At 70.4% G+C, this 16,063-nt stretch carries 16 protein-coding genes; 1 reads left to right on the top strand and 15 read right to left on the bottom strand.

Annotated elements, in window-relative coordinates; all coding sequences use genetic code 11:
• Positions 1–53: 53 nt before the first annotated feature.
• The 13 genes from ACZ7RU_RS01410 to ACZ7RU_RS01350 form a co-directional block, all read right to left on the bottom strand.
• Positions 54–2,066, bottom strand: a complete 2,013-nt coding sequence (locus ACZ7RU_RS01410; RefSeq protein WP_470338914.1) for a hypothetical protein — start codon at positions 2,064–2,066, stop codon at positions 54–56.
• Between the two features lie 2 nt (positions 2,067–2,068).
• Complete coding sequence (locus ACZ7RU_RS01405) at positions 2,069–3,160, bottom strand: hypothetical protein (protein ID WP_470338913.1); 1,092 nt, start codon at positions 3,158–3,160, stop codon at positions 2,069–2,071.
• Complete coding sequence (locus ACZ7RU_RS01400; protein ID WP_470338912.1) at positions 3,160–4,086, bottom strand: hypothetical protein; 927 nt, start codon at positions 4,084–4,086, stop codon at positions 3,160–3,162. The genes ACZ7RU_RS01405 and ACZ7RU_RS01400 overlap by 1 nt, the downstream gene beginning before the upstream one ends.
• A gap of 28 nt (positions 4,087–4,114) precedes the next feature.
• Complete coding sequence (locus ACZ7RU_RS01395; protein WP_470338911.1) at positions 4,115–5,023, bottom strand: phage tail family protein; 909 nt, start codon at positions 5,021–5,023, stop codon at positions 4,115–4,117.
• Positions 5,023–9,201, bottom strand: a complete 4,179-nt coding sequence (locus ACZ7RU_RS01390; RefSeq protein WP_470338910.1) for a phage tail tape measure protein — start codon at positions 9,199–9,201, stop codon at positions 5,023–5,025. Before ACZ7RU_RS01390 ends, ACZ7RU_RS01395 begins: the two co-directional genes overlap by 1 nt.
• A 10-nt stretch (positions 9,202–9,211) precedes the next feature.
• The gene (locus ACZ7RU_RS01385) at positions 9,212–9,511 is read right to left on the bottom strand and encodes a hypothetical protein (RefSeq protein WP_470338909.1); all 300 of its coding nucleotides are present in this window, start codon (positions 9,509–9,511) and stop codon (positions 9,212–9,214) included.
• Positions 9,512–9,537: 26 nt separating this feature from the next.
• Positions 9,538–10,146 carry a hypothetical protein gene (locus ACZ7RU_RS01380; RefSeq protein ID WP_470338908.1) on the bottom strand — a complete coding sequence of 203 codons (609 nt, stop codon included), beginning with the start codon at positions 10,144–10,146 and terminating at the stop codon, positions 9,538–9,540.
• Positions 10,147–10,157: 11 nt separating this feature from the next.
• A complete protein-coding gene (locus ACZ7RU_RS01375; RefSeq protein WP_470338907.1) occupies positions 10,158–10,649 on the bottom strand; it encodes a phage tail tube protein in 492 nt (163 codons plus the stop codon).
• 175 nt (positions 10,650–10,824) lie between these two features.
• Entirely contained in the window at positions 10,825–11,262 is a 438-nt protein-coding gene (locus tag ACZ7RU_RS01370; RefSeq protein WP_470338906.1) for a hypothetical protein, read from the bottom strand.
• Entirely contained in the window at positions 11,263–11,535 is a 273-nt protein-coding gene (locus tag ACZ7RU_RS01365; RefSeq protein WP_470338905.1) for a hypothetical protein, read from the bottom strand.
• Entirely contained in the window at positions 11,532–11,936 is a 405-nt protein-coding gene (locus ACZ7RU_RS01360) for a hypothetical protein (RefSeq protein WP_470338904.1), read from the bottom strand. The genes ACZ7RU_RS01365 and ACZ7RU_RS01360 overlap by 4 nt, the downstream gene beginning before the upstream one ends.
• Entirely contained in the window at positions 11,936–12,343 is a 408-nt protein-coding gene (locus ACZ7RU_RS01355) for a hypothetical protein (RefSeq protein WP_470338903.1), read from the bottom strand. Before ACZ7RU_RS01355 ends, ACZ7RU_RS01360 begins: the two co-directional genes overlap by 1 nt.
• 167 nt (positions 12,344–12,510) lie before the next feature.
• The gene (locus tag ACZ7RU_RS01350; protein WP_470338902.1) at positions 12,511–13,776 is read right to left on the bottom strand and encodes a trypsin-like serine protease; all 1,266 of its coding nucleotides are present in this window, start codon (positions 13,774–13,776) and stop codon (positions 12,511–12,513) included.
• A gap of 421 nt (positions 13,777–14,197) precedes the next feature.
• Between ACZ7RU_RS01350 and ACZ7RU_RS01345 the strand changes: the two genes are divergently transcribed.
• On the top strand, positions 14,198–14,968 hold the full coding sequence (locus tag ACZ7RU_RS01345; RefSeq protein WP_470338901.1) for a hypothetical protein: 771 nt from the start codon (positions 14,198–14,200) through the stop codon (positions 14,966–14,968).
• Between the two features lie 70 nt (positions 14,969–15,038).
• Here ACZ7RU_RS01345 and ACZ7RU_RS01340 read toward each other — a convergent pair whose 3' ends face one another.
• Together ACZ7RU_RS01340 and ACZ7RU_RS01335 are read right to left on the bottom strand one after the other, a co-directional pair.
• A complete protein-coding gene (locus ACZ7RU_RS01340) occupies positions 15,039–15,461 on the bottom strand; it encodes a DUF6093 family protein (protein ID WP_470338900.1) in 423 nt (140 codons plus the stop codon).
• Positions 15,458–15,904: a DUF6093 family protein gene (locus ACZ7RU_RS01335; RefSeq protein ID WP_470338899.1), complete on the bottom strand. Its 447-nt coding sequence runs from the start codon at positions 15,902–15,904 to the stop codon at positions 15,458–15,460. The genes ACZ7RU_RS01340 and ACZ7RU_RS01335 overlap by 4 nt, the downstream gene beginning before the upstream one ends.
• Positions 15,905–16,063: the final 159 nt, after the last annotated feature.

Raw genomic sequence — 16,063 nt, 5'->3', positions numbered from 1 at the left:
CGGGCCCGACCCCGGAAGGTCGGTCGGGCCCGCCAGTCTCAGCGTGCCACGGTCTAGTCGACGGTTGACCACTCGATGCCGCTGAACGAGATCCAGCCGCCGAAGCTGCCGGTCGGGTTCCAGACCTCCAGGGTGCCGCCTGGCTGGAGGAAGAGCGTCGCGACTGCCGGGTTGGCGGCGGAGACGGTGAAGACTTCGCCCGTCCGGGGGCGCATTGCGGGGTCGTCGATGACGGCGACGACCCCTCCGCTGAACGATGCCGGTACGGCCGCGATTCCGCGCAGCATCACTGTACCGTCGGGCCGCCGCTTGATCCCGACCGAGCGCCAGCCAGTCAGCGAGGTGCAGCCGTTCTGGAAGGACGGGGTCGTCCACGCCGCCGACTCCGCCCTGACGGTGCCGTTGGTGACGACGACGTCTCCGCCCTGTACGCGAAGGCCGGTGTTGCTCTGCAGCAGCATCCCGCCGGCCAGCGCCTTGATGGTGAGGCCGGTCTTGTCGAGGTAGGTGGCGGCGGCCTGGTCGACGAGCTGCACGATGTGCTGGGAGCAGCTGAGCAGCTGGATCGCGGACTTGGCGTTGTCCTGGCGCCGGGCGGTGGCGACGACCGTGGCCTCGGCGGAGCCCGACGTCGTTCCGGCGGTGGTAGTGACGGACGCTCCGCCGGACTGCCAGCCCCCGACAGCTTCCAGCGTGGCGCGGCCCTGGGGCGCGTATCCGGCGTCCGGGCCGCCCGCAGACAGCACGAGACGGCTGGTGTGCGCTCCGTCGGGTGTCACCTGCGGGCTGGACAGGGTGCTGCTCGGCGCACTCCCGTCAGGCGTGTCCTGAACGTTGGCGGTCAGCCGGGCCGGCGCCCGCTCGGCGGAGGCGCCCGAGTAGAGAAGGGTGGACGGGGCGGACGTGCCGTTCACCGGGTCGGTGGGTACCAGCACGACCCTTCGGCCAGTCGTACCGGTCTGAAGGATGCCGCCAGTGACGGTGCCGCCGGTGATGGTGACGCCCTTGATGGTACGCCCGTCGATGGCGTCGGCACTGAGCAGCGACGCCGTGATCGAGCCCGCGGCGATCTTGTCGGCGGTCACGGCGTTGGCGGCGATCTTGTCGGCCGTGACGGCAAGGGCCTTCAGCTCTCGGGCGGTGACGGCGTTGGCGGCGATCTTCCCCGCCGCCACGGCGTCGGCGGCGAGCTGCTCCGCGGTGACCGAGTTGGCGGCGATCTTCGATGCGGTGACGGCGTTGGCGGCAAGCTGCCCGGCCGTGACGGCGCTAGCGGCGAGGTTCGCCGTGGTGACCGCTCCTGCGGCGAGTTCTCCGGTGCTGATGCTTCCGGCGGCGATCTCCCGTGCGGTGATGGCATCGGCGGCGACCGTGCCCGGGGTGACGGAGTCGGCGGCGAGCTTCCCGGCCACGACGGCGGCTTCGCCGAGCTTCCTGGCGGTCACGGCGGCTTCGGTAAGGGCCTTCTCGCCGATCGCCCCGGCGGCGACCTTCGCGGCGGTCACGGCGTCGTCGGCGAGTTGGAGATCGCCGACGATGCCGTCCAGTACCTCCTGGGCGACGACGGGGGCGGGCCTAGCGGTCGCGGTGCCCGACGGCGCCGACGCCTTGCCGGAGGTGCTGCGCGCCACCAAGGAGACCCATACCGGGGCGGTGGTGGGGGCGATGACGGTGCCGCCTTGCGGGGTGTTCATGGTGGTGACGAGCGTGGCGGGCGACGGCTCGAAGACAGCGGTGGGTGAGGCGTGGACTTCGACATGGGCCAGGTCCAGGGGGCTGACCGCCCCGTCGGTGAACGTGCCGTCCCAGGTGACGCGGATGCCGCCGAGGGCCGGTGCCGCGGTCGGCGGGGACGGAGTGGGCGGGACAGGCCCGTTGACGAGGGTGACGGCGGTGGTGCCGTCGGGTTGCTGGCCGATGATGGCGCGCAGTCGGCCGCCGGAGGTCACGGTGAGGGCCCCGTCGTCGATGCTGCTGTGGGAGAGCCTGGAGGACCGGGACAGTTCGAGGAGGGCTGCTTCCAGTGTCGCGATGCGTGTGGCGAGGGCATCCAGGGCGGTGGGCACTATCAGGCTCCGGTCGTGTAGGCGCGGTCGAGGCGCAGTGTGGCGGTTTCGGGTTGGTCGCGTTCGGCTGGGCGCAGGGTCCAGCCGGTGATGCGGCACCAGCCGGCGAAGTCGGCCCACTCGTCGTGCAGGGACACCTGCACGTCGTCGCCGACCCGCCAGGAGCCGATCGGCGCGGCGGGGTGGTCGACGACGGTGATCTCGTCGACGGTGGCGAGCTGTTGGCGGCGGGCGCGTTCGGTGCGGGCGATCTGGGCGAGGGCGGTGGGGTCGGTGACCGAGGGCCGGTCGAGGACGTGCTCCAGGCGCAGCCGCCCGTCGCGGACCGCGTCCACCGCCCGGACTTTCACGCTGCCGTCGCCGGCGCCGAGTGCGACGACGACCTGGGCGTAGTCGTCGGCGCTGCTGGTGATCGGCTCGGGCTTGGTGATGTTGACGCCGCTCGCGAAGTGCAGGTCGGTGCGGCGCGTGCCCAGACGCGGCCAGGCGATGAGGATGCGCCGTCCCGGCCGCTCGCCTTCCCAGGCGACGGTCTCCGTCCACTCCGGGCCGCCGTCGAGGGCGGTGGCGTCCCTGATCACACCCGAGAGCTGCGGCGCTTCCCACTCCTTGGTGGTGTAAGGGTGTTCGGCATCGCCGAGACGGGCGGGGCAGCCGCCGGGCGGCAGGTCGACGTGCACGCCGAGGTCGCCGTCCGGCTGCTCTTGGAGGTAGGCCCAGGTGTCGGCGATGACCTGGCACGGGTCGGCTCCGGTGTAGGGGCCGCGGCCGCCGAGGTTGCCGTGCAGGTCGTGGCGGCGGCTCGGGTAGGCGCCGAACCCGGCGGCCTCCAACGTCAGGGAGGAGCCCTCGGGCCGCGCCGACCAGATCTGGCCGCCCCAGGCGAGCTGCTGGTCGCGTGCCGCCCACAGCAGCACGGTGCCGGCCTCCGCCTGGCTGGGGGCGAGGTGGGCGAGCCGCGGGTCGAGGGTGCCTCGCATCTGGCCGGGCCCGTTGCGTTCGAAGCCGAAGGAGACGCCGCCCAGCGGCAGTTCGTACGCCAGGACCTCGCCGGTGAGGGCATGGGTCGTGAAGTACCGGTACACGGGGGGCATCAGTAGGTGCCTTCGACGAAGTCGACGTCGACGTGCATGGTCGTCGTGTTGTTGAGGTCGACGTTGCCGCTCGTGTCCAGGCGCAGGGCCTGCACGGCAAGGGGCAGGGTGGTGCCGCGCTGGTCCAGGCGGAACGTGTAGTTGTCGACGATGGTGACGGACTCCCGCGACACGACGGTCAGGGCGTCGGTGTCGAGGTAGCTGTCGGAGCCCGGGCCGCCGCCGAGGACCTGTCGCCACGCGATGTTCACCGAGCCGGCGACCCGTAGGCCGTGGAGGCTGGTGACGACGATCGCGCCCGTCGCCCAGTACGGAACGTCGACGGTGACCTTCGCGCCGATGCCTGCCGGCCAGTCCTGCCACGTCGCCGCCGGGGGGATCGACGAGTCGGCGAACCCGCCGATGGTGCGGACGCGGCGCTCCCGCCGGGGGTTGGCTACCTGCCGCAGATCTGTGATCATCGCGTCGGTGATCGTCTGGCAGTTCGGTGGCTGGGTAATCCGGGCCAGGGGTATCGCGGTCATGCCGGGCGGCGGCGTCGAGGTCGTCGCCGAGACGCCCGGGATGACGTGCAGGTAGCCGATGTCGTCGGTCGCGGGGTCGCGCGAGCCCTCGTACTCGGGGTCTTCAACTCGAAGCACCAGCAGGTCGGTTCGGCCGGCGGCGCCGGTCGGGGCGATCGGCACCAGGTGGTCGCCCGAGTTGTACTGGGTGTAGGAGCCTTGGCCCCAGGTGGCGCCGCGGACGATCGCGGAGCCGGTGCCGACTCGCACCCCGGGCCCGGGGGTTGGGGTGGAGCGGACCCGAAGGTCTCCGCCTTCGGTGACTCCCTGGGAGCCGCGGGACAGGTCCCGGATCATCATGCGCAGTGCGCGGGCGGGGTGGATTCCGCCGGTGACCATGAGGGGCGGCTGGATGAGCGTCATTGTGGTGCTGCTTCCGTGCGGTGGGGGGTCAGAGCGAGGAGGAGGCGTCGCGCCAGGTGAGGGCGAGGCGGGAAGTGCCGGTGGCGTCCTGAGCCGTCCAGCGGACTTCGGAGCGGCCCGGGCCGATGACGAAGGCGTCGAAGCGGCTCGCACGGGAAAGGGCCCCGGCGGCGGACCCGAGTCCGCTGCGGATCACGGTGCGGGTGCCGGGCCTGGTCTCGATGTCGAGCGTCTCGCCGTCGCCCAGTGCGACGGCGAGTTCCAGGACCGCGTCCGTGCCCTCGATCCACACCTTCGGGTTGACCACGGGCCCGGTGATGCGGACCGTCGGCCAGGTGGGCCTGTTGCCGGTGTTGAGGGCCCAGCCGGGCCGAGCCTTCGGGTCGGCGGTGCCGGTGGTCATCGGGGCACGCAGCGGCGCACCGAAGCCCTGGCCGCGCTGGGCGGACACGTCGAGCCCCAGGTTCAGGCCGGACGGGGTGTCGGCGTACCAGGCCGGGTCGAGCGCCACGAAGACAACGTGGATGGGGATCCAGCCGTGCGCGGCGTCGGCGAGGCTGACGGCTTCGACGCCGGCCAGGCGCCCGTACTGACGGCGCACCGGCTGGCCGGGCCTGCGGATGCGCAGCACGTCGGTGGCGCCGGGAGTGAGACGCACCCTGGTGTCGGCTGCTCGCTCCAGCTCGGCGAGGCGGTTGAGCGCCGCGCCGGGGTCGCCGGGGGTGCGGATGCCGGCGGTGATGCGCAGGGTGCGCGGCGCGTAGGTGTCCTTCCCCGGGTAGTTGCCGTCTTCGCCGGGGATTGGCCGATCCCCGGCGCGCCTCTCCGGGGTGCCTATGCCGTCGATGTCCTCGATGAGCACGTCGGTGCCGTGGCCAATGAGGACTCCGCCGACGTCGAGCTGCCAGTCGGCCAGCTGGGTGGTGTCGGTGGCCATCAGGCGCGACCTCCCCGCTGGAGGTGGCGCACTCGGCGCATCACGGCGTCGGCGACCTGCTCGCCGCTGACGCTGGCACCGGTGACGCTGATCGTCATGGACCCGACCAGCGGTGCCGGGGCGCTGTCGCGCACCACGACGGCCGTGCCAAAGTTGCGGGCGGGGACGAGCTTCGCCGCGGCGAGCCGGGACGTAGCCGTGGTGCGGGCGGTAGCGATGCCGCCGTCGGCGAAGTGCCGCTGCTCGCCGTACAGCACGGTGCCGCCGAAGCGGCGCGCGGTCTCCTCCAGGATCATCTTGGAGCGGGCGCGCTTGGCCGGTGCCAGGGGTATGTAGCTTTCCCCCAAGGTCTCCGGCTCGCCGAAGACGCGCCAGGTGCCGGCGGGGACGATCTCCGCGATGTGGTTCTCCGCGCCGCGCGGTGCCCGCAGCTTGCCGTCGTGGATGCCGCCGTTGGCGTAGAACTCGACGATGCCGCCGTCGGCCTTGACCGCGGCGAACGGCGAGTCCCAGGCGCCGCCGTTGAAGTTCGCCGCGCCCTTGGGCGAGAGGATCACCGGGATGTCGATTCTCGACGGGGCGCTGACGTTCACCGAGATGGTCTTCGATCCGGGGATCGACTTCACCGACGCGCCGATGCCGTTCAGCTGCGCCTGCACGGCGGCCATGTCGCCGGACAGCAGCGCCGAGGTGAGGGCCTGTGCGGCCGCGGCGCCCTTCTGCTGGCTCACCTGCGCGATCAGGGACAGCATCGACGACCACTCGGCGTTGGCCGCGCCCCCGGCGGACTTGAACGCCCCGATCACGGCGGACAGGTCAGGGGCATCGATCGGCTGCTTCGCGCCCCAGATCGTTTTGATCATGTCCATCGCGGCGTTGATGTCGCCTGCGAGCAGCGCCTGCGCGAACGCCTTCGCGCTGTCGAGGCCCTTGAGCCCGGCGATCTGGGTGACCAGGTCGAGGCCGGTGGACAGTTCGTTGCGGGAGGCCTCCGCGCCGGCCCGCGCGGCGTTCGTCATGTCGGTGACGGCCATCTGCTGCATCAGGCGGCCGAACGCGGCGACGTCGTCGGTCTCCGCCGCGCTGGCCCAGGCCCGTGCCGTGTCCTTGCCGTACTTCTCGGCGATCATCGGGACCTGCTCCAGGCCTGCCCGGTAGGCGTTGGTGGAGCGGGCGGTGCCTTCGGTGACGATCGACTCCAGCTCGTCGGCGACCTGCGTCTGTCCGTTCTTCAGCTGGCCGACGAGTTCGGCGAGCATGCCGGAGCTGGAGACGCCGAGCTTGCTGAAGTGGTCGGCGAGGTCGAGGCGGCCTTGGACGGCGAGCTCGGACAGGTTCTTCTGGAAGTCGCGCTGCGCCTGGAGCTGGCGACGCATCTCCCCCATGTAGTCGTCCAGGCCCGCGCGGGCGACCTGGGTCAGCTCGGTGAGCTGCTGTGCGGCTCCGGTCTTCCCGGCCTTGAGGTTGGCGACGAGTTCGTGCGCCATGCCGGCGCTGGCGTCGCCCAGCTTCGCGAAGTGGTCGGCGAGCGGCCCGAAACCCGCGGAGGTCAGCTCTTCCAGGTCGCGCTGGAAGCCCTTCTGGGCTCCGGCCTGCTCGGAGAGCGCCTTGATGTAGCCGGACACCGACGTCTTGGCGAGGTCGAGCTGCATGGCCCCGGCGCGGCTGGACGAGGCGACGCGGTCCTGCGCGGCCTTGAAGGCGTCCGCCGGTTCGACGATGGAGGCCATGACCTTGGCCATGCTCTTCATCTCGTCTGTCCATTTGGGCGTGCCGTTCTTGTCGGTCGGCAGCGCCATGGACGGCGACCACACGTCGACGTTGGCCTGCACCGACGCCTTGACCTTGGCGTTGACGAGGTCCATCGCGGTGGCCTGCTCGGCATCGGCCTTGATCGCGTCGGACCAGGACTGGCGCCGGTCGCTGAGGATCTTCTTCGCCTTGTCGAAGCTGGCGTCGTACCCGCCGAGGTCGGGGTTCCACGACTTGGCCTTCGCCAGGTCGAGCTTGTCGTTGAGCTGGGCGAGCTTGTCGCCGCCGCTCATGAGGCCGTCGATGACCTCGGTCATCTCAAGCCCGGCGGCCTTCAGCTTCTTCATGTCGTCGCTGTTGGCGAGTGACTGGGCGAGGGCGCGCATGCCCGCGCCGACATCGTGCTGCTCCCGCTCGGCGCGCAGCGCCTGGGTGAGGTCGTCGGTGACGGCCTTGGCCTTCTGCTTGGAGCTGCTGTACGCCGCGTAGCCGAGGACGCCGAGGGCGAGGACGCCGGTGAGACCGGTGACGGCGAGGCTGGTGCCGCGCAGGATCGCGGGCAGCATGGAGCCGCCGGCTTGGGCTTCGGTGACGGCGGCGCGGAACGCCGTGAGGTGGGCGGCGAGTTGGGCGATACCTGCCCGGGTGACCAGGGCGACGGCGCCGAGCGCCACGAGGACACCGATCGTGGACTTCACGCCGGGCGGCAGGGAGTTGAAGGCGTTGGCAACGATCGACGCGTCCTGGGCGAGTTCCTGGAGAACGGGCAGCAGGACTCGGGCGATGTCCATGCCCAGCGCGGCGGCCCGATTCTTGAACAGGTCCCACTGGCCGGCGGTGGTGTTCATCTGGACCGCGTAGGCGCGCTGGGTGGCGTCCGCGCGGTTCACCGCGATGGCAATGCCCTCGTAGGTGTCGGCGTAGTTCTTGCCATCGGCAGCGGCCAAGGACAGCACAGCCCGGACAGCGCGAATGTCCTTGAACAGATTGACCGTTGCCTCGGCTTGTCCTCCGGTCGCGGCGTTGACCTTGTTCATGACGACGTACAGGCCGTCCTGCTCGATGGCGCTGGCCGCGGACTCGTAGCCGAGATCGTGGAAGAGCCCGCCCAGTTCCTTCGTCGGCTTCATGAGCCTGGTCATCAGCATGTTCAGGCTGGTGGCGGACTCGGCCGCCGGGATGCCCGCCAGGGTGATCGCCGCGAGGGCGGCGGACACGTCCTCGAAGGAGACGCCGGCGGCGGCGGCCATCGGGACGACGTCGCCGAGCTGCATGCTCAACTCTTCGAACGAAATGACGCCCTTATTGACAGTCTGGAACATGATGTCCATCACGTCGGCGGCCTTCGACGCGGGCATGCCGTAGGCCTTGAGTACGCCCAGCAGGCCCGTCGCGGCGGTCTCCGTACTGGTCAGACCAGCGGAGGCGCCCATCGCGGAGACCCGCAGGATCCCCATGGCCTCCGCGCCGTCGAAACCCGTGCTGACGATCTGGTAGAGGCCTTGCGCCAACTGACCTGCGGTCTGCGGCAGTTCTGTCGACATGCGGACGATCTCGTCGGTGAACGCCCGTACGTTCCGGCCGTCGATCTGCTCACTGATCGTGAGGACGTTCGCCATCTCCCGCTCAAGGCGGATCGCGCCGACCGCGCCGGCGGCCAGCACCGCGCCGAGGGCGAACCCGCCGGTGACCCAACCGGAGATCCGGGACGCTGTGGCGGCCTGCGCGGCTGCGGCGGCCTCGGTCTGCGCGCGGCTGACCTCGGCGGCGGCCGTCGCGGCGCGCCGTGCGGCCTGTTCCTCGGCGGAGGCGAGCGAGGTACGGGCCTGCGCCGCGGCGGCACCGGCCTGCGCTGCGGTGGTGCTGGTGCGGTCGGCCAGCCCGGCGGCGCGGGCGGCGGCTTCCTGTGCGGCGGCGGCCCGGGCGGCCTGCACCGCCTGCGCTTCGGCGGCGCGGGTCGCCGACGCGGCAGCGGCTTCGGAGGTGCGCTGCGCCGCGAGGATGCCCGCGCCGGTGGTGGCCTGGGCGCGGGCAGCCATCGTCTGCGCGACTTCCTGCGCGCGAGTCGCCCGGGTCGTCGCCTCGATCGCCGCAGCGTGTTCGGCCTCGGCGCGAGCGGCGGCCTGGGAAGCCACCACCTGGGCGCGGCCGGCACGCTCGGCGGCGGCGGTCGCCGCCTGCTGCGCGGCGGCCGAGCGTTCCGCCGCTTCCCGGACGACAGTCTGGGAGACGGCGGCCTGCTGCGCAGCAGCGACCTGGGCGCGGCCGAGCCGGGCCGCAGCCGCCTCGACCCGCTCCAACTCGGATCTCGTGGTCGCGAGTTGGCCGTCGAACTGCCTGAGCTGCTGCGCGCCGCCGCGCAGCCCGGCGGTCAACTGCGGGAATGAGGCCTGCAGTTGGACGTACAGGGTGTAGGCGCCGGACACCCGGCTGCTCCTAACTGGGCTTGATCAGCCCGATGCGCACCCCGCGCCCCTCGGCCCCTTCCGGGACCTGCTCCGACTCCATCTCGATCAGCTCGCAGCCCGGGCAGCGGCTGGCCTGCGCCACGTAGGCGTGCCGGTCACCGCCCTGCTGCTCGTCCCACTCGGCGCTCCGCGTGCCGCACCCACCGCACACGTCGCGCTGCCACGCGGCCCACGCCAGCGCCTTCGCCCGGTCCAGCGCGCTCCACCGGCCGTCACTCGCTCCCAGCAGCTGCGAGTGCGGGATCCGGTAGGCCTCGCACAGCTCCATCTCCGCGCGAAGCTGCGGGTCGGCCTCTAGCCTTTTCCCAGGTCAACGCGGATCTGCTGGTTGACGGCGAGCGCCCCGGTGAACAGCACCTTGGCGTCGGAGTCGGACCACTCGTCCAGCAGGACCTGGGCGTCCTCCACCGTCATCCCGTCGACCTCGGCGCCGGTCTCATCCCGCTCGACGTGGGACGCGGCGACCAACGCAGCCGGGAACGTCTCGACGTTGTACTGCATGCCGTGGTCGGCCTGCTCCTCCGTCGGCGCGTGCGCCTTGAGCAGCACCTCCCATGCCGGCCTCGGCAGCGCCCGGAACGTCAGCGACACGGTGGCGTCGGCGAGGGCCTGCTCGGCGGCCGCCAGGACCGAGCGGGCGATGACGACCTGCGGGTGCGCCTCTATGAAGGCGTCCACCGCGGCGCCGTCGACGCCCTGACCGGCTGCGGCGGTACGGGCCGCCGCGCGGGCCTGCGCCACCTTCATCTGCGCGTCCGTCACGGCGAGCTGCGCCGCGTCGTCGTCGCAGATGGACACCGTGCGCTCCGGTAGGGCACGGGACCGGAGCCGGGCCATCTTGGCTCGCCAGTGCGCGTCCCGGGCGACCGCCTGAACCGGCGGCTCCACCATGGTGGTCGTCATCGCCCGCCCCCTCAGCCTGCGGCGGCGGCCGGAACCGGCGCGTCCAGGGTCGGCAGGTCGCTGATGCTGAAGCTGACCTTGAACTTCGCGGCCTCGGCGCCGGCGCTGTACGACGGCGCGCGGCTGCCCACGCGCACCGGGAAGACGTCGAGGCTCTTGGACTGCGGGACGTCGCCCTTGCGGAGGATGCAGATGTAGCCGACGGTGTCCTTCGAGAGCAGGGTCTCGATGGCGTCACCGCTCAGGTCCTCATAGAAGGTCAGCGAGCTGTTCGCGGCCTTGTCCTCGCCAGGGATGGAGGTCGCGAACTTCGCCCCCAGATCCGGGGTCTCGATCGGGGAGTTCTCCAGGCTCCAGCCCTCGATGTCGGACACCTGCCGGGACAGGTCGGTGCCGGCGGTCAGCTCCTGCCGGGTCGGGATGTTCGTCGCCGCCGCGATCGTCTTGACGAAGACGATCCGGGTGACGCCGCGGCGCATGTACCGCTGCTGCGTGGATGCCACGCTGGACTCGCATTTCCGGGGACGCGATCACCCGGACGGTGCGCCGCCGGAGACCCGTCCCCTCGTCGCACCACCCGCGTCCGGGGCGGTGGAAGGGAGTCGGCCCGTACCGGTGGTCGGGCGTCCGTGCGGGGGTCTCCACGGTGAGATGCCGCCGAAGCCGGCGGCGGCGGGTTCAGCTGTCAGGTGTCGTCACGTGCAGCAGGAACCGCGAAATGTAACTGTATACGCCGTTGGCGACGGACTGCCCGTCTTCCTTGTCGCTCTCCCGGCCGATGACCGTGTGCCCGGCCGGGGTGATGGGCGTCGCGAAGCCGCCCTTCGGGCTCGCGCCGAGGACCGCTGTCCGGACCTTGTCGGCCATCCACTCCGCCTGCTCGCCGGTCGTCGCGACCGAGGTCACCTGGTAGAGGAGCCGGCCGTCACCGGCCTGGTCGCCGAACGGCGGTCCGGAGGCGGTCCCGCCCAGCGGGTACAGCACCGTGTACGGGATCGCGTTCCCGCTGGGCTTGTCGGCCGTCGTCGGCGCCGCCCCGTACCCGCAGCTTCGGCCGGTCGCCGCGGCGATCGCGTCCCGCAGCGCCGTCGACACGACCCTTCCCTGAACGGGCATCTACTCGTCCTCCTCTTCGTCTTCTCCCGCGTCGTCGCCCAGCCGGCACGCCGTGATCTGCCCGGCCAGGTCAAGGTCGGCGTAGTGCAGCATTCCGGCCCGGTCCCACACCGGCATGTCCACCGGCGACGTCTCCAGGTACAAGCCCAGCTCCCCCGTTGTCTCCTCTACGACTTCCAGCATGAACACTGCCCGGGACAGCAGCCCTGCGCCGTGCGCCCGCAGCACCCCGGCCACGGCCTGGTGGATGTCGTCGGTGAGCTGCTGGTTCATCCCGACACCACCGCCTGCGCGACCCGCGCCATCGAGGCGACGAACAGCGGCTCGACACGCTGCACAGCCGGGCCGACGTGCGGGAACGGAGGCTGGTGGTACACGCGGCCGAGGCTGTCGGCCCCGGAGAAGCCGTACTCCAAGCGGGCGGCCTGCGGGCGGGCGGTTCCGACGACGGCTTCCACGCCGGTGGGGGTGGCGTGGACCTCCGTCGTCCATGAGCGCCGGTAGTCGCCGCTCTGAACTCCCGGGCCCGGGCGCCCGGATGCCCCGGCGCGGATCGCGGTCTCCAGAATCATCGCGTGGTGCCGCACCACCGCCATCGCCGCCGGCACCGCGACGGCGACCCGCGCCTCCAGCTGCCCGGCCAGAACTGCGGCGTTGCTGGTCACCTGCGCCATCAGCCGTCCACCATGCCGTGCTCGCCCCGCTGCGGCACTCCGAGCGCCCACTCGGTGAGCTGGGTGAGCAGCGCCCGTACAAACTCGTTAGGGCCACCGTCGAGGAGGTCGTGCCGGGCGAGAACGGCGCGTTCGGTCTCGGCGGGTTCCAGGGCGCGAAGGAACGCGGCGGCCGCAGGGCCCGGGTCCGGGGCTTCGCCGACGACGACGCGCGCGGTGCCCTCCCACTCGGGGGCGGAGGTCGGGCGCAGCAGCAGCTGGAGCTCCGGCAGCTGCCCGGCGGTGTGCCGCAGCTCGTACGAGTGGACCTGGTCGGCAACGTCATGGCCGTCGATCTCCAGGCGAGCGGTCGGGCCGCTCGCCTGGATGCGGACATGCCGCCGCTCAGGGGGGTTGGTGGGGGTCATGGTCACGAGCCTAGGAGCCGCGACGGACACGCGGCTCTGCACTCCACATTCCGCCACATCAGCGGGTGCGGGGCAGCGCCCACCGGCCCTGCCCCGCACCCGCTGCTCACCGACCGCTTCGTCACATCCGTGGACGGCTGGGTTGACCCTCTAAAGGTTCCAGGCCATCAGTTTGTCCGCAGGACCCATCCCGTGTCGGCGAGTGTTTGAGAAATCGGGACGTACCACATCCCGTTGAAGCACCACGGCGTTCGAGTTCCGCCATCCGAGGTGGTTCGGCCGCCGCAGCTGGTCTCCTTCTCAAGTGACGTGATGGTTCCGCGGGCCTGCAACTTGGTTCCGTTGCTTGTTGTCACGATGACGGGTCCGCCGCTGTCTCCGTTAGCGGCTGCAATGTCGTTCGGGTCCGTCTGAACGGCCTCGTCAGCGAATTTGCGCCAGACGCCGTTAGGCCCTTGGATCTGCCGGTCGACTTGCTCCACGCGCATACCGCAGTGTGTCCCTGAGTTGGCGGCAGAGTGACAGATGTAGTCGCCCACGTTGTTGCCACCGTAGCCAGCGACCACCATGACGCTGCCGGTGCTCTCGTTCCATGGGCCGGTGTAGACGTCTCCGCCTGATTTCTGGCCGTCTTTCGGAACGATACCGATGGTGTCATCGGCGGCGTTTCCATCACCCGAATTGGCGTAGCCCATGTACTCCTTGCTGTACCAGGTCTTGTAGGAGCCTGCCCCGCAGTGCCAGGCGGTGGTAACGAAGCTCTTGTAGTTGGCCGAGGGGCTGTAGACCCCGAAGCCAGTGGAGCAGATCGTCCCGCCCGGGGTTTCTACGCCAGCGCCGCCCTCCCACGCTTCGTAGTCTGCGCCTCGCGTCAGGTCCACAACCGTCGCCTGATGGTGGGCGTGGACTTCCACGCCTGCTATGGCAGATGCGATGGTCTCCACCTGCGGCGTCAGTTCGTCGGCGGCGAGTGGCGAGAGGAGCGTCTCGGGTGCCCGCTCGTCGTCCATCTCGTAGCCGAGGTCGAGGCCGCTCCCGTCAAGCGATGGCCCGATGCTGTTGATGTGGCTGGGCCTCTTCGCCGCGAGGGGGATCGGCTTGCCGTTCGACAGCAGTTTCTCGCGGGCTGCGTGCAGCTCTGCCTTGGAGTACTTGGCGGATACGACCTGTAGGCTCACGTCCTTCGGAAGGTCTTGGAGTACTCCACGAACGGAGTCCGAGAGCTCGCCCTTCCAGTGCAAGGTGATGCGGCTGGCCTTTGGGTCGACCACGACTTCGGTGAATCCCGGGATTCGATCCCGGTTCTGTTCGTCGAGTCCTCCAGTGATACGGTCGACGACCTTGTCCAGGGCCTCCTGCTTCTTCAGGAGCTCGACGACCTCGGGCTTGGTGGCTCCCAGTAGGGCAGCCGCATCGGCAGGAGCCGTTGGCAACTTCTTCTTGGAAGCGTTGCCTGGCTGAGCCGGTACTGCAGTAGGCGCGCTACTCCCCGATATGGCGATAGCGGGAGCAATTGCGGAAACCGACGCCAGCAGGGCAGTGGCCAGTATGATCCACTTCCGACTGGATTTTCCCCTCCGAGCCATTCAATCCCCCCAAATTGGACTAAACCAGGGCCTTGGGCATTTTTGCCATCCATCACAATAGTGACAAGTGAATGCGCCGCGCACTGCGAATAAAAGGGCCAGAACCACCCTTCTGGAATCTTTCGGACACAATCGGTGGTCCTTTGCCATTTCTTGGCAATCGATCGACACGAATTCGCGCATTTTGCCCACTAAGTGCCGTTTCCCGCCTCATTTGACTTCACACACGCCATGCCGCAAGCATGGCCGTGACCGCCGGGGAGGGCTCATGACGCAAAGCACCGTCCGTCAGCTGTCGAAGCACCGCCGACGGAATCGCGTGGCCGCCGTAGCCGCCGTAGCCATCCTCGGTGGCGGCTTCGCGATCAACGCATGGGTGAATCAAGGCTCAGAAGCCAAGGTCCATGAAGGCCCCGTGGCCGGCTACCCGCTGTTGGTCAGCTCCGACGGCCACACCCTGACGCTTAACATCGGCTGGAGTTGCGAGAAGCAACCCGAACTCGTAGCACGCGAGACCGCCGGCGCGGTGAAGCTCTCCCTGCGGCACACTGTCGACCCGAGGGGCTGCGGCCTGGGCGGCCTCGGACAGATCACAGCCCACCTGAACGAACCGCTTGGAACCAGAGCGTTGAACGACGCCACCGGCAAGCCAGCCGTCCACTTTGACGAGCGCAACCTCCTACGGCCCGCGTTCCTGCCGGAGAACTACTACCCCTACCCCGCGGGCAGGATGGTCTCCCTGCCCGGCCTGGCGCCGCTCCCGACCGACACCCCGGCCTGGGCCAGCGGGTACCGGCTGGGAACCGAGCCTGAGCAGGGTTCCCTGATCATCAGCCAGACTCTCCGGAACAGCTCACCGCCGACCGGCCGGGCCGTCAGCGTCAAGGGCCACCCTGCGACCATCACGCCACCGGACTCTAACGGCGCGCCCCGTTCGGTGACATGGTCCGACGGGACATATACCTTCGCCGTCACCACCGGCGGTCCCCCACGGCTCACGAACGAGGAACTCATCCACGTCGCAGAGAGCCTCGGATAGCTGTCCCCACCGCGAAGCCTGGTGGGGCCGTTCAGTGAACCGCCCCACCAACGCGACACGGCACACCGGGTCAGAACAGAGCGACCTCGTCGAGGCGGGTGATCCGGGCGACGGCCACGGTGCTGGCCTCGCCTGGGTCGAGGGCTTGCCAGGTCCGGCCGACGGTACCGGCGGTGGGTGCCTTCGTGGCGATGACGGTCACCAGGTCGCCGCGCTGTGGGAGCGGCGCGGACAGCGGGGTGACGAGGCCGTACCAGGAGGCGTTGTCCTCCAGCCACCGGCCGCCGACGAGGTGCTCGACCGCGGCGAGGCCGTGTGCGGACAGCACCGCACCGGCACCTTCCCAGATCGTGGTCGTCGGGGTGGGCCCCACCAGCCCGGTGTCGACGTCCAGGACGGGGGTGCCGGTCGGCCTGCTGAGCCGCACGGTGTCGACCATCACGGTGGCCTCCATGTTCTGGCGGACGGCTTCGAGGTCGACCGGAGTACTCACGCCGCACCCCCGGCCTTCTCGACGCGCATCCACGTCCGGCGGACCACCGACAGGCCACCGGACTCCCCCGGGTCCAGCACCTTGAACACCCGGCCGACGGCGCCCGGGTCCGTGCTCTCCACGATCGTCACGGTGTCGCCCTCCACGGCGACCAGCGAGGACAACGGGCTGAACAGCAGGTATCGGCCGTCGCCGTCGTCCTTGTACGGCTGCCCTTCCAGGCGCAGCACGATTCCCGGCCCGCCGGAGGCGCGGTGCAGGCCGGGGCCTTCGTACTTCACGATGTCGGGGCCGGGCACGTACTGGCCGGTGTTCGGGTCGAAGATCTGCGGGCCGGTCGAGCCGATCCGGATCTTCTCGGTCAGGAGCAACCGCTCGACGATGGCGGCGACGCCGCCGGATTCGGGCATGGCGGTGCCGGGGTCTGTGGTGGGGGTGGTCATGATCCGAGCCTAGGAACCGCGGCGGACACTGCCGGCGGGCCGCCGCTCTCTCCACGGGCCGGGCGCGGTGCTCCCGTGCTGTTCGCTTGCCGACGGCAGGCTGGTAGCCTTCCGTTCGCGTAACTGCCACAGACAGTACTGCGGTGCGGCCCTGGGTCA

It is taken from the genome of Kitasatospora sp. NPDC114501, from assembly GCF_055633695.1.
This window is presented reverse-complemented; position numbering and strand designations above follow the sequence as displayed.

What these genes read in the sequence shown, in the direction of transcription:
- ACZ7RU_RS01405 (WP_470338913.1), bottom strand. Translation starts at nt 3,160, where the DNA reads ATGCCCCCCGTGTACCGGTACTTCACGACCCATGCCCTCACCGGCGAG.
- ACZ7RU_RS01400 (WP_470338912.1), bottom strand. Translation starts at nt 4,086, where the DNA reads ATGACGCTCATCCAGCCGCCCCTCATGGTCACCGGCGGAATCCACCCC.
- ACZ7RU_RS01395 (WP_470338911.1), bottom strand. Translation starts at nt 5,023, where the DNA reads ATGGCCACCGACACCACCCAGCTGGCCGACTGGCAGCTCGACGTCGGC.
- ACZ7RU_RS01385 (WP_470338909.1), bottom strand. Translation starts at nt 9,511, where the DNA reads ATGGAGCTGTGCGAGGCCTACCGGATCCCGCACTCGCAGCTGCTGGGA.
- ACZ7RU_RS01380 (WP_470338908.1), bottom strand. Translation starts at nt 10,146, where the DNA reads ATGACGACCACCATGGTGGAGCCGCCGGTTCAGGCGGTCGCCCGGGAC.
- ACZ7RU_RS01370 (WP_470338906.1), bottom strand. Translation starts at nt 11,262, where the DNA reads ATGCCCGTTCAGGGAAGGGTCGTGTCGACGGCGCTGCGGGACGCGATC.
- ACZ7RU_RS01365 (WP_470338905.1), bottom strand. Translation starts at nt 11,535, where the DNA reads ATGAACCAGCAGCTCACCGACGACATCCACCAGGCCGTGGCCGGGGTG.
- ACZ7RU_RS01360 (WP_470338904.1), bottom strand. Translation starts at nt 11,936, where the DNA reads ATGGCGCAGGTGACCAGCAACGCCGCAGTTCTGGCCGGGCAGCTGGAG.
- ACZ7RU_RS01355 (WP_470338903.1), bottom strand. Translation starts at nt 12,343, where the DNA reads ATGACCCCCACCAACCCCCCTGAGCGGCGGCATGTCCGCATCCAGGCG.
- ACZ7RU_RS01345 (WP_470338901.1), top strand. Translation starts at nt 14,198, where the DNA reads ATGACGCAAAGCACCGTCCGTCAGCTGTCGAAGCACCGCCGACGGAAT.
- ACZ7RU_RS01335 (WP_470338899.1), bottom strand. Translation starts at nt 15,904, where the DNA reads ATGACCACCCCCACCACAGACCCCGGCACCGCCATGCCCGAATCCGGC.